Annotated in this window: 11 protein-coding genes; 7 read left to right on the top strand and 4 right to left on the bottom strand. The window is 70.2% G+C overall.

Translation table 11 applies throughout. The features are described from left to right. Positions 1–99: 99 nt before the first annotated feature. Both QC826_RS11765 and QC826_RS11760 read right to left on the bottom strand, forming a co-directional pair. The gene (locus QC826_RS11765; RefSeq protein ID WP_279765788.1) at positions 100–1,806 is read right to left on the bottom strand and encodes a ShlB/FhaC/HecB family hemolysin secretion/activation protein; all 1,707 of its coding nucleotides are present in this window, start codon (positions 1,804–1,806) and stop codon (positions 100–102) included. A 139-nt stretch (positions 1,807–1,945) separates the two neighbouring features. Further along, a complete protein-coding gene (locus QC826_RS11760; RefSeq protein WP_279765787.1) occupies positions 1,946–2,374 on the bottom strand; it encodes a hypothetical protein in 429 nt (142 codons plus the stop codon). 195 nt (positions 2,375–2,569) lie between these two features. On the opposite strand from QC826_RS11760, the gene QC826_RS11755 reads away from it, so the two are divergent. After that, positions 2,570–2,950: a VOC family protein gene (locus QC826_RS11755; RefSeq protein WP_279765786.1), complete on the top strand. Its 381-nt coding sequence runs from the start codon at positions 2,570–2,572 to the stop codon at positions 2,948–2,950. Between the two features lie 52 nt (positions 2,951–3,002). Here QC826_RS11755 and QC826_RS11750 read toward each other — a convergent pair whose 3' ends face one another. Then, the gene (locus tag QC826_RS11750; protein WP_279765785.1) at positions 3,003–3,659 is read right to left on the bottom strand and encodes a tetratricopeptide repeat protein; all 657 of its coding nucleotides are present in this window, start codon (positions 3,657–3,659) and stop codon (positions 3,003–3,005) included. Then, positions 3,656–5,671 (bottom strand): bifunctional 2',3'-cyclic-nucleotide 2'-phosphodiesterase/3'-nucleotidase, encoded by a 2,016-nt coding sequence (locus tag QC826_RS11745; RefSeq protein WP_409567871.1) that lies wholly within the window; start codon positions 5,669–5,671, stop codon positions 3,656–3,658. Before QC826_RS11745 ends, QC826_RS11750 begins: the two co-directional genes overlap by 4 nt. 235 nt (positions 5,672–5,906) lie before the next feature. Here QC826_RS11745 and QC826_RS11740 point away from each other — a divergent pair, with 235 nt between their 5' ends. From QC826_RS11740 to QC826_RS11715, 6 genes are all read left to right on the top strand, one after another. Next, positions 5,907–7,028, top strand: coding sequence for a PEP-CTERM sorting domain-containing protein (locus tag QC826_RS11740; protein ID WP_279765783.1), 1,122 nt, complete (start codon positions 5,907–5,909; stop codon positions 7,026–7,028). Positions 7,029–7,066: 38 nt separating this feature from the next. Further along, on the top strand, positions 7,067–8,527 hold the full coding sequence (locus tag QC826_RS11735; RefSeq protein WP_279765782.1) for a triacylglycerol lipase: 1,461 nt from the start codon (positions 7,067–7,069) through the stop codon (positions 8,525–8,527). A gap of 37 nt (positions 8,528–8,564) precedes the next feature. Further along, entirely contained in the window at positions 8,565–10,244 is a 1,680-nt protein-coding gene (locus QC826_RS11730; RefSeq protein WP_279765781.1) for a choice-of-anchor X domain-containing protein, read from the top strand. Between the two features lie 2 nt (positions 10,245–10,246). Then, complete coding sequence (locus QC826_RS11725; RefSeq protein ID WP_279765780.1) at positions 10,247–10,600, top strand: hypothetical protein; 354 nt, start codon at positions 10,247–10,249, stop codon at positions 10,598–10,600. A 118-nt stretch (positions 10,601–10,718) separates the two neighbouring features. Next, positions 10,719–11,823, top strand: a protein-coding gene (gene prfB, locus QC826_RS11720; protein WP_279765779.1) for a peptide chain release factor 2 whose coding sequence is annotated in 2 segments (ribosomal slippage) — positions 10,719–10,799 and positions 10,801–11,823 — 1,104 coding nt in all. Because the reading frame shifts where the segments join, the coding sequence is not laid out codon by codon here. 2 nt (positions 11,824–11,825) lie between these two features. After that, the gene (locus QC826_RS11715) at positions 11,826–12,524 is read left to right on the top strand and encodes an HAD family phosphatase (RefSeq protein WP_279765778.1); all 699 of its coding nucleotides are present in this window, start codon (positions 11,826–11,828) and stop codon (positions 12,522–12,524) included. Positions 12,525–12,527 lie beyond the last annotated feature (3 nt).

The following is a 12,527-nucleotide window of genomic DNA, read 5'->3' as shown; positions in this document are numbered from 1 at the left end:
TTCCATTGCGGTCAAGCGCGGGGGCCGTGCGGCACAGCGCCGCCGGCGGGATTTATCGGTGTGGTGGGTATGCTGGATGTGCGGGGAGTGCTGGCTGTGCTAGTAGGCGTAGTTCAGGCTGAAGCCGCCGGCCACGGCGGCGCTGCGGAAGTGTTCCGGCTTGCGCACCGGCTTGCCGGCGAACAGCTCGTACTGCAGGCCGTGCGACTGGCCGCGCCAACCCAGCGCGGCGCCGGCCAGGCTGGTGCCGGCCAGCAGCGCCGCGCTGCGGCCGGCCACCTGGCCGTAGTCCAGCGCCAGGTAGAGCTGCTGGGCGCCGCCGCCCGGGTTCCAGCTCAGCTCGTTGCGCAGCAGCCAGCCGCGCTCGGCCGACAGGCTGGTCTCGCCGTCGAAGCCGCGCACCGTGTAGCGGCCGCCGATGGCGAAGCGGTCCTGCGGGATCAGGCTGCTGCGGTTCCATTGCGCGCGCCAGTTGGCCTGGTACTGCAGCTTGGCGCCGGCCAGGCCGAACGGCAGCGCCAGGCTGGCGTCGGCGCTGAGCAGCGTCGGCCGCGAGGTGCCCTCGTCGAACTCCTCCTCCGGCGCCGGCAGGGTGCCGAAGGCGTGGGTGCCGCGCTTGTAGAGCAGGTTGGCGTCGAGCGTGGCGTCGCCGATGAACTCCTTGTGCGTCAGGCCCAGCTCGAAGCCGCCCATCTGGCGCCGCTGCACCCGCACCTCGGTGTCGTCGATGAAGTTGGCGCTGCGCCGCTGGTAGGCGCGCAGCGCCAGGCCGCTCTTGCGCGCCGCGTCGCGGTACAGCACGCGCGCCAGCTTGAGCTCGACGTTGCGGCTGCTGCCGCTGTAGATGTAGGTCTGGTTGGCGCCGGCGATGGCCTGGTGGTAGCGGTAGTCGTTGGCCGTACCGGACAGCAGCCAATAGCCGAACGGCGCCGACAGGTGCAGCGCGTAGCTGCGCGTGCCGTGCCGGCCGCGCTGGCGCGCGCCGCCCAGGTCGCGGTTGGCGCTGACGTAGAACAGCTCCTGCCAGCCGAGTAGATTGTCCAGCGACAGCGTGGCGCCGCCCTGGTGCTTGCCGGTGCTGTCGCTGCCGCTGTCGTCTGCCGACAGGTTCAGCCGGGCCGGAAAGGCCTGCCGCCACTTGATCAGCAGGTCGCTTTCGCCGGGCTGCTCGCCGGGCACGATCTCGATGTCCGCTTCGGCCGTGGGCACCCGCTTGAAGTTTTCCAGCGCCTGCTCGATGTCGCGCAGGTTGAGCAGGTCGCCGGGCCGCGCCGGCAGCGCCGTGGCGTAGGAGGCGCGCGCCGGGGCGGCGCCCTCGGCCGGCGCGGCGAAGCGGATCGCGCGGATGCGCCCGGGCACCAGGGTCAAGGCCAGCTCGCCGGCGCGCAGGTCCTGCGGCGCCGCCAGCACGCGGCTGGTCACGTAGCCGGCGGCCACCAGCGCGTTCTGCACCTTGCCGATCACCGTGTTGATGCCGGCCGTGCCCAGGCACCGGCCGTTGGCGTCGGCCGCCGCCGCCAACGCCCAGTCGAAGCGTGCCGCCTCGTCGCCGCGCAACACGATGTGGTGGATGGGGAAGCACGGCGACTCGTCCGGCGCATAGCCGGCGGCGACCGTGGCGGCGGGCCGGGGCAGGCGCACGTCCGGCCGGCCCTCGGCCGCCTGCTCGCTCTGGGCCCGCTCCTTTTGTTGTTGTCGCAGCAATTGTTGGGCGGCGATGTCTGGTGAAACCTGGGCCAGCGCCTGGGCGCTGGCGATGCCGGACAGCAAAGCTACGCTGTACAGCAGTTTACTTGGGTGTTGCATTATTGCCTTGCGGAATTATTAATTGCGTTGGAGTGTATACAATTAATTTCCATGAGGCAATATCAATTATTTGATTTACCTCAATGCCTGTCATATTTGACAGGATGCCTCTAATTTCGGCAAGCTGCCCGCCGCGCCCTCACAGCCGTTGCCACCCCTGCGCCACGCCCAGCAAATGCACCAGGCCAAAACCCAGGCAAATGAGCGAACTCCACAGGGCGAACGGCGTGGCCGAGCCGGTTTTCATCATCAGCGCCGGCACGAACAAGATGCCGCGCAACAGGTACACCGCCGTGATCGCCACCAGCGCCGGCTTCAACAAGGGCAACAGCGCTATCACACCGGCGCCCGCCAAGGCATAGGCGGCCCAGGCCAGCAAGACGCCGGCGATACCCAGCGTCACCACCGTGGGATACCACTGCCCCGCCTCGGCCGCCCGCGCCATGCCCTCGCCGGCGCCGAAAAAGCGATACCACGGCGCGCCGCCGAGAATAATGGCCAGATGCAGAAGGCCGGCGATGCCGCTCAGCACGGCGCCGGCGATCAGCCAGATTTTGTAGGATTCCATTGCCTATCTCCAAGTGGCGGGACCATGCCGGGGCGGAGTGCCGCTGGCTTGGTGTGAGGTCCCGGCACAAATTCTACTGGAATTTTCAGCAATGTTTCTTTGAAGGAGTATTTCCAATGGAATTGGTATTTTTGCACTGTTGTCGCGCCCGCTCCGCTATAATTCGCCGATTCTTACACCACACTCGGGAACAACATGCTGCACCACATCTCCATCGGCGTCCGCGACTTGGCCCTGGCCAGCGAATTCTATGACGCCGCCCTCGGCGCGCTCGGTTTCCGCCGCGTGTTCGAGGACGACACAGCCACCGGTTACGGCCTGGAGGACGACAAGGACCTGTTGTGCCTGAAGCTGCGGCCCGACGCCACGCCGCCCGGCGCCGGCTTCCACCTGGCCTTCGCCGCGCCCACGCGCGCGGCGGTGGACGCCTTCCACGCCGGGGCGCTGCGCGTCGGCGGCAAGGACAACGGCGCGCCCGGCCTGCGCGAGGACTACGGCGACCACTACTACGCCGCCTTCCTGGTCGACCCGGACGGCCACCACATCGAAGCCGTCATCAACCGCCCGCTGGCCTAGGAGCCTCGGCCGCCGCCGCCCGGTTGGGCGAAAGGGCGGAGCGGCGCCGCCGTCAGGGTTCCGGCCGGCGGTGGCGCAGCGCGTGGGCGGCCTCGCGCATTTGCACCTCGGCCAGCGCCTCGTTGCGCTCGAAGCCCATCGAGCCGTCGCGCAGACCGAGCGCCATGGCCATCACCGCCTCGGGATACTCGAGGTCGGCCGCCTTCTCGATCCAGCGGCGCGCCGCCAGCTCGTCGCGTGCCACTCCCTCGCCGACCAGCAGCAGGTTGGCCAGCACGAACATCGCCGCCGGCAACTGGCGGTTGGCGGCGAACTCCAGCCAGCGCGCCGCCGTCCGGCTGTCGCGCGCCACGCCCATGCCGTTGCGGTACATCAGACCCAAATAATAGGCCGCCGCCGGGTCGCCCGACTTGGCCGCGCCGCCGAACAAGGCCAGCGCCTTCGGCCAGTTGGCCGGCGTGGCCGGGGTGCCGCGCAAATACTGCTTGGCCTGGTCGAGCGCTGCGGCGGCCGGCAGGCCTCCCGCGCCACCGGGTCGCAGCGCGGCGCCGACCACGGCGGTGGACTGCTGCGCCCCGCCCGCGGCGCTGGCGGACGCCGGTGCCAGCGCCGCCAGCAGGGCCAGCGCCGCGACGGCGCGGCGGGCCGCCGGCGCCATCGCCCGGCGGCTTGTCGCGCCCCCTCCTTGGCTCGGCATCGGCTGCGTCATTTGGACAGGTCCACCGTGTACAAAGCGAAGCCCTTGCCGCCGCCGTCGTCGGCGCGCAGCAGCGACACGTTGTCCAGTCCCGCGTCGCGCGCCAGTTCGAGCATGCCCGGCGCCGAGTGGAACACCACCGGCCCGCGCGTCGTCGTGCGGGCGAAGCGCCAGCTGCGGCTGGCGCCGTGCTCGGCGCGCTTCAGCTCCTTGGCCGCCTGGATGTAGGCGATCAGCACGTCGCGGCTGTTGTCCGGCGAGGCCAGCACGGTCTTGCTGCCGTCCAGGCCGGGAAAGCCGCCGCCGCCGCTGGCGCGGAAGTTGTTGGTGGCGACCAGGAACTCCTGCGCCGCCATCACCGGCTGGCCGCGATAGCGCAGGTCGCGGATGCGTTGGCCGGCCGGCTGCGTCACGTCGATCTGGTAGCGCACGTCGGCGCTGGTCAGCATGTCGAAGTTGAAGCCGGCGAAGGCGCTGTTGACCAGCTCCTGCAGCGCCGTCTGCGTCGGGTCGATGCGGTTGAAGCGCTCCGCGCCCTTCTCCAGCCAGGCGGTCAGCTCGGCACCGTTGACCTTCACGCCGTACAGCGCGTTCGGATACAGGTACAGGTCGGCGGCGTTGTTCAGCGCCACCGCGCCGGCCGCCACGTCGGTGTAGTCGCCCACGCCGGCCGCGCCGGTCTTGAACGGCGAGGCCATCGACAGCACCGGCAGCCCGGCGTACTGCGGCAGGTTGGCCTTGACGTAGTTGGCCAGGTAGGCGCCCTGCGCCTGGTTCACCAAGGTGATCGCGCTGGCGTCGCCGACGTCGGCGAAATAGGTCGACATGCGGAAGTCGCTGCGCCCGATCGGCGTCTTGACATACGCGATGGTGGCCTGGTGCTCGGCGGCGACCAGGGCGGCGAAGGCCGGATCGGCGGCGACGAAGCTGCGGTCGCCGTTCTGGATGGCGCGCGCCTCCACCGTGGTGCGCGACTTGTCCACCGTCCAGGCCTTGCCGTCGTGGCGCAGGCGCAGGCCGATCACGCCCAGGTGCTTGCCCCACAAATTGGCCATCACCGTCGGCACGCCGTGCACCGTGCCCTTGACCTTGTCCACGCCCGGCAGGTTGAACTGCGGCACCGTGCTGGCGGCGTTGGGGAACAACTGGTGCGAATGGCCGATCAGCAGCGCGTCGACGCCGGCCACCTGGGCCAGGTAATAGCTGCCGTTCTCCATCGCCGGGTCGTAGGGGCTGTCGTCCAGGCCGCCGTGCGAGATCGCCACGATCAAATCGGCGCCGCGCGCGCGCATCTCGGGAATGTACTTCTGCGCCGTCTCGCGCACGCCCTCGGTGTAGACGCGCCCGGCCAGCCAGTGCTTGTCCCAGTCGAGGATGACGGGCGGCGCGAAGCCGATGATGCCGACCTTGACGACCGCATCGACCGGCCGCCCGTCCGGGCCGCTGGCGCGCACCCGCTTGTCGATGATGCGGTAGGGCTCGAACAGCGGCCGCCGCGTCTTGCCGCTGTAGACGTTGGCCAGCACCAGCGGGAACTGCGGCCCGGCGCAGCGCGGCGCGGCGGCGTCGACGCCGTCCACCTCGAAGCGGCTGCCGGTGACCCGGCCCAGATAGGCCAGGCCGTAGTTGAACTCGTGGTTGCCGATGCCGCCGCCCTCCACGCCGAGCAGGTTCATCGCCTGGTAGATCGCCAGCGCGCGCTCGCACGGCACCGGCGCCACCAGCGCCTGGTAGTCGGCCAGCGCGCTGCCCTGGATGGCGTCGCCGTTGTCGAGCAACAGCGTGTTGGCGAACTCGGCGCGCGCCTGGCGCACCAGCGTGGCGGTGCGCTCCAGGCCGATGGACGGCTCGGCCTTGAGCTTGTAGTAGTCGTAGCCGAGCACCGTGGCGTGCAGGTCGGTGGTTTCGAGCAGGGCCAGGGTGGCCTCGCTGCCGGCCGCCGGCGCGCGCGGCAGCCCGGCGCAGGCGGACAAGGCGGCGGCGAGCAGGACGGGCAGGACAGTGCGGCTTGGGCTGGGGCGCATGAACGGACAGGGCGGATTCTTGAGTAGCAGCATGATACGCAGTGCCGCCCGCCGCATCAAGTTGCTTCTGCCCGGCCTGTCATTAATTTTTACACAAGCTTGCCTTGTGGCCCACAGGAATCACATAAGCCATTGATTATCCACAGAATATTTTTTGGCACGCGATATGCTCGGACGCCCTTGGCGACCCCACCGCCGTCCCCATCCATGTTCGACATCTCCGCGCGAGGCCAAAGTGAAGCTAACCTGCCCCCTGTTCCAATCCGGCCGACAAGCGTTCGGCCGCCTGCTGGCGCCGCCGCTGGCGCCGCTGCTGGTACTAATTCTGGTACTGACTCTGGCCCTGGCGCCGCCCGGCACCGCGCGCGCCGCCGTGATCGACGTCAGCGCCTCGACCAACACGCTGAGCGTCGGCCAGGACGTCTTCGTCTTCTTCAGCATCAGCGGCTTGTCGGGCGCGCCCGGCGACTCGCTCGGCGCCTTCGACATGGACATCATCTACGATCCCACCGTGCTGCGCCTGTGGGACGTCGGCTTTCATGACGACACCCTCCACGGCAATCCACTGGCCCTGCCCGAACCGGGCAGCTTCGCCTTCATCGGCGACGCCATCGACCTGGGGCAGCGCATCGACGCCTTCGGCCTGTCCGGCAACAGCGCCGCCGTGCTCGACGCCGACCAGCCCAACGCCTTCACCCTCATGACGCTGACCTTCCGCGCCGTCGGCCCGAGCATCGTCAGCGGCGTGGTCATCGACACGCTCGACCCCGCCCTGCTCTTCGTCGACAGCGGCGCCAACGCGCTGGCCGCCAGCATCGGCCGCGCCGGCGTCACGCTGTTGGTCGCGCCGGCCGGCGACGCGCCGGAACCCGCCTCGCTGTTGCTGCTGCTGGCCGGCGCGGCGGCGCTGCTGGCGGCGCGGCCGCGCCAATGCGGCCCTAAGGCCTGCGCCGGCGCCGCATCGGCATCGGCAGCGACAGCTGAACCTGCGCCGACTTCAAAATCCACAGCCGCAGCGGCAGCCGCCCTGCTCGCGCTGGGCCTGGCCGGCGCCGCCCCGGCCAGGGCGCAGACGCCGCCAGGCAGCGCACCGGCCACCTCGCCAAGCCAGCAAGGGCAAGCCGCGCCGCCGACGCGCCCCGCGCCGGCCGCGCCGGCCGGCGGCGCCGAATCCATCGACGGCACGGTCGTCGCCGTGCAGGGCCAGCGCGCCCAGCTGCGCCTGCGCAACGGCGCGCTGCGCTGGCTGTCGGTGGCGGCGCCGCTCACGCCGGCCCAGGTCGGCAAGCGCATCACCGGCATCGCCGTCGTCCGCGGTGACGCCCTCATGCTCGACCAGCCCCGGATTTACAACTGAAGCAAGCGACTCAAAGCCGCCCCAACATGGAGTCCATCATGCGTATCGCACCACCGCACCTGTCCCTCCTGCTGTTCATCCTGGCCGCCGCCCTGCGCGCCGCGCCGGCGCAGGCGCAAACCAGCTCGCCCTTCCCGCCGCCCGACGAGCAGCTCGGCACCTACGTCGCCAACAGCGGCCCCGGTCTCGACACCGGCTGCACCTTTCGCGGCGGCGGCCCGTTGCGCATCAACGTGCCGCTGCCGGTGCTGGTCAATCCGAAGCAGCTCAACGCCGACGGCACCTTGAAGGACGCCGCCAAGCTGGTCGCCAACGGCGTGTTGTCGGCCCAGGCCACGCTGCGCTTCCCCGTCTTCGACATCGACGACAAGGCCGCCGTCCCGGGCATCGCGCCGGAGGTCGACCGGGTCAGCTTCAACGGCCGCTTCAAGAAGACGCTGGAGGGCTTCAACGACACCTGGACCGACGACGCTCTGGTGGTGCCCATCGACGAGCTCAAGTTCGGCCAGGACAACGAGCTGCGCATCGACATCGACACCGCCAACAGCAACGAGCTGTGGTGCATGGCGGTCGACTGGGTCTCGGTCGAGTTCGTGGCGACGCCGCCCTACGTGCTGCAACACGGCATCTCGGCCGACGCCAGCACCTGGGAGAACAGCTCGGCGCCCGGCGTGCTGGCCGCGCTGGACAAGCGCGGCGTGCTCTACACCCGCTTCTCGCTCGGCACCGGCGCCGGCGGCAACGGCTCGGTGGTGGCCAACGCCGCCGAGCTGCTGGCCAACATCGGCGGCTACCTCGCCCCGCTGAAGAGCAAGCAGGTCCACGTCATCGCCCACAGCAAGGGCGGGCTGGACACCCAGGCCATGCAGGCGCTGGCGCCGGACTTCGAGATCGTCTCGCTGTCGACGCTGTCGACGCCGCACCTGGGCAGCGTGGCGGCCGACCTGTCCATCGTGCAGAAGCAGAAGGCCGACGACAAGATCAACGCCGGCGCCGACCCCAACGGCTACGCCGCGTCCTACCTCGGCACCTGGACCTTCGGCCAGGGACCGCAACTGCCCGGCCTGGCCGACCTGACCACCTACGCCGCCACCGCCGCCCTCGGCGGCGGCCAGCGCGGCAACATCGCCGGCACCTACACCATCGGCGCCGACGCCGACCTGAACGGCGACAACGCCCTCACCAGCAACGAGTCCAGCCCGCTGTTCCCCTCCGCCGCCCACTACGCCGCCGAACGCGCCTGGCACGTGCTGCGCGACTTCGCCTCGGCCAAGATGACGCTGGCCACCGTGCCCGGCCGCCTCTGGGGCACCCGCACGGTGCTGACCTACACCACCGTGCAGACCGCCACGCCGCAGGCCAACGACATCGTGGTGACCGAGAGCTCGGCCAACCCCGGCTACGGCACGCCGCTGGGCGACAGCATGGCCAACCACAGCACGGTCAAGAGCGGCGCCAACGTCGACACCATCCTCGACACCACCATCCCGCTCAAATAGCGCGCCGCCCACCGCCCCCCAACGATAGGATACCGCCATGAACTCCCTCCCCCCGCCCCTGCCGCCGTCCGGCCCCGGCGCACCCGGCGCCGTCAAGCTGGTGCTGCTGCTGATCGTGCTGCTGACCCTGTGCCTGGCCCTGCTCGGCAGCGCCTTCGGCCAGACCGTGCCGGTCGCCCTCAACCTGCCCGCCACCATCAGCGCCGACGTGCACCCCGGCGCCACCACGCTCGACCTGCCCTTCTCCATCAGCGGCGCCGACAGCCTGCAGTTCGACCTGATCGTGCCCGTCGACGGCGCCACCCTGGCCCTGCTCGACCCGGCCGGCGCCGAGGTGCTGGCCGCCGGCGACCCTAGCCTGGCCTTCCACCCCGGCAGCGCGCAACAGCCGCCGCTGCCGGGCGGGGTGTTCGTCTCGCCGACGCTGGCCGATCCGGCCGACGGCACCTGGACGCTACGCCTGCGCTTCCCGCCCGCCGGCGTGCCGACCGTGGCGCTGGGCACCGTGCTGGCCCGCTCGCGCTACCAGGCCGGCATCGCCATCGAACGCAACACCCTGCTGGTCGGCGAGGACGTCTCGATCGGCATGCTGGTGCTCGACGACGGCAAGCCGATCACCGGCCTGGCGCCCACCATCGGCGTCGGCATCGGCGCCGGCGCCACGCCGCAGCCGGCCAGCGACGACGGCCGCGGCGCCGACGGCCTGGCCGACGACGGCGTCTACAGCATCGACTACACCTTCGCCGCGCCCGGCCTGTACGACATCAACGCCAGCGTCACCATCCCCGGCGCCAAGGGGCCGGTGCTGCGCCAGGCCAGCGCCCAGGTGCGCGCGGTGGCGCCGCTGCTGGCGGCCTCCGCCGTGCGCCTCGACACCCTGCGCGGCAACGACAACTGCGTCAGCGCGCTGCGCGTCAGCGTCGACTTCAACGTGCTGCAGGCCGGCAGCTACGCCACCCTGGTGCGCCTGAGCGCGCCGAACGGGCGCAGCATCGACCTGCGCAAGGCGATGGCCATGGGCGGCGCCGGCGCCACCGTGGTGGCCAGCTTCCCCGCCGCCGACATCCGCGCCAAGCTGGCCGCCGACGGCCCCTACACGGTCAGCCGCATCGACACGCTGAGCCTGGGCGGCGACGAGCTGACCCTGGCCTTCCGCAAGCTCGACGCCGGCAGCTTCGACGCCAACCTGGCCGCCCTGTGCACGCCGCCCATCCTGCTCGAGGCCGGCCTGCTGGCCACGCCGGTGCTGCGCGACGGCCACATCGACTCGCTCGACCTGGCCTTCCCGCTGACCGTGGCCACGGCCGGCTTCTACCAGATCTCCTTCAAGCTGATCGGCGCCGACGGCCAGGACATCGAGCTGGTCAACGCCTCGCGCGCGCTGGCCAAGGGCCCCAACGAAGTGCGCGTCAACCTCGCCTCGCCGCGCTTCCTGCTGGTCGACGGCCCCTACCGCGCCATCTCGCTGCTGGTGCTGCAGGGCGCCACCAGCGCCCGCCTGGCCAACCTGGGCGGCACGCCGGCCTACTCGCGCTGGCAGTTCCATCCGGCCAGGGCGGGCGACCTCGACGGCGACGGCGCGGTCGGCCCGGCCGACGCCGCGATCCTGGCCGGCTTCCGTGGCGCCCGCGCGCTGGTGCCGGGCGACCGCCGCGACCTCAACCGCGACGGCGTGATCGACCTGCGCGACGCCCGCGCGCTGCAATCGCTGCGCTGAGCATGCGCCGCCCCGGCCAACCGCCCCGGCCCCTGCCGGACCCAGCCGCGCCGGCGGCGCTGGGCCGCGTGCGCGCCCGCCGGGCGGCCGGCTGGACGGCCGCCTACTTCGTCCTCAGCGTGGCGGCGCTGGCCTCCTTCAACCTGGGCCTGCCGCCGGCGCTGGAGCAGGCCCTGTCGCTGTTCGCCGCGCCGGCCCTGCTGCTGCTGGCCGTGTGGACCCCGCTGCTGCGCCCGCTCGGCCTGGCCGGCGGCGAGTGGCTGGCCGCGCCGACGGCGCCGGCCTGCCTCGCCCTGATTGTCCTCTACGCACTAATCGCCTATCTGGCCGTGCGATTATTCCACATGATGAAATAACGCCGGGGCCGGCCGCCGCCCCGTGGCGCCCGCCGAGACCGCTTGCACGGCGGCGCCCCCGGCAGTGGCGCGCTCGCGTATAATCTAGGGTTTGATTTCTGCATAGAAAAGATAAGCCATGGAAGCCGAACGCATCAACGCCCTCTCCGCCCTGCTCGCCGATCTGACGACCCGCGAAGCCGAACTACGGAGGTATCTTTGACTTCGATACCAAGTCAGAGAAACTCGAACAAGTCAACGAAGAATTAGAAGACCCGACCGTCTGGAACGATCCCAAGCGCGCCCAGGACCTGGGTAAGGAAAAGAAATCGCTCGAGTCGATCGTCTTCTCCCTGACCAAGGCCGACGCCGACCTGCGCGACACCGCCGACCTGTTCGCCATGGCGCGCGAGGAGCAGGACGACGACACGCTCGAAGCCATCATCCTCGACGTCGAGGAGATCAAGAAGGTCATCGAGGGCATGGAGTTCCGCCGGATGTTCAACAATCCGATGGACCCGAACAACTGCTTCATCGACATCCAGGCCGGCGCCGGCGGCACCGAGGCGCAGGACTGGGCCTCGATGCTGTTGCGCCAATACCTGCGCTATTGCGAACGCAAGGGCTTCAAGGTCGAGATCATGGAGCAGTCCGACGGCGAGGTGGCCGGCATCAAGACCGCCACCCTGAAGGTCGAGGGCGACCACGCCTACGGCTTCCTGCGCACCGAGACCGGCGTGCACCGTTTGGTGCGCAAGTCGCCGTTCGACTCGGCCAACGGCCGCCACACCTCGTTCACCTCGCTGTTCGTGTATCCGGAAGTGGACGATTCGATCGACATCGAGATCAACCCGGCCGATTTGCGCGTCGACACCTACCGCGCCTCCGGCGCCGGCGGCCAGCACATCAACAAGACCGACTCGGCCGTGCGTCTGACGCACATGCCGTCCGGTATCGTCGTGCAGTGCCAGAACGACCGCTCGCAGCACCGCAACCGCGCCGAGGCGATGGAAATGCTCAAGGCCAAGCTGTACGAGGCCGAGCTGCGCAAGCGCATGAGCGAGCAGCAGAAGCTGGAAGACTCCAAGACCGACGTCGGCTGGGGCCACCAGATCCGCTCCTACGTGCTGGACCAGTCCCGCATCAAGGACCTGCGCACCAACTTCGAAACCGGCAACACCAAGGGCGTGCTCGACGGCGACCTCGACGAGTTCATCTCCGCATCCCTCAAGCAAGGCGTATAACGATGACCCACCCACAGCGCGCATTCATCTTCGACATGGACGGCACCATCGTCGACAACATGGCCTTCCACACCAAGTCGTGGCTGGCCTTCTTCGAACGGCGCGGCCACACCGTCGACGCCGACGAGTTCTTCCGCGCCACGGCCGGCCGCCAGGGCCACGAGATCATGGCCCACTACCTGGGCGGCCACCTGAGCAAGGAAGAAAGCGCGCTGCTGGATTTTGAAAAAGAATCGCTGTACCGCGAGCTGTACGCGCCCCACCGGGCCACCGTCAAGGGCTTCGACGCGCTGGTCGCGGCGGCCAAAAGCCGCCGCGTGGCGCTGGCCGTGGCCACCGCCGCGCCCAACGACAACATCGTCTTCACCCTCGACGGCCTGGCCCTGCGCGGCCACTTCGACGCCGTCGTCGGCGCCGCCGACGTCGCCCGCGGCAAGCCCAATCCGGACGTGTTCCTGCTGGCGGCCCAGCGCTGCGGCGCCGCGCCCGAGCACAGCATCGTCTTCGAGGACGCCCCGCTCGGCGTCGAGGCGGCGCGCCGCGCCGGCATGCGCGCGGTGGTGCTCACCACCACCCTGCCGGCCGAGGCCTTCGCCGAATTCGACAACGTGATCTGCGTCGCGCGCGACTTCAGCGAGCTCGACGTCGAGCAGCTGTTCGGCCTGGGCGCCGACTTCGCCGCCACCGCGTCCACCATTTAAATA

Source organism: Rugamonas sp. DEMB1 (assembly GCF_029834475.1).
Classification (GTDB): domain Bacteria; phylum Pseudomonadota; class Gammaproteobacteria; order Burkholderiales; family Burkholderiaceae_D; genus Rugamonas; species Rugamonas rubra.
This window is presented reverse-complemented; position numbering and strand designations above follow the sequence as displayed.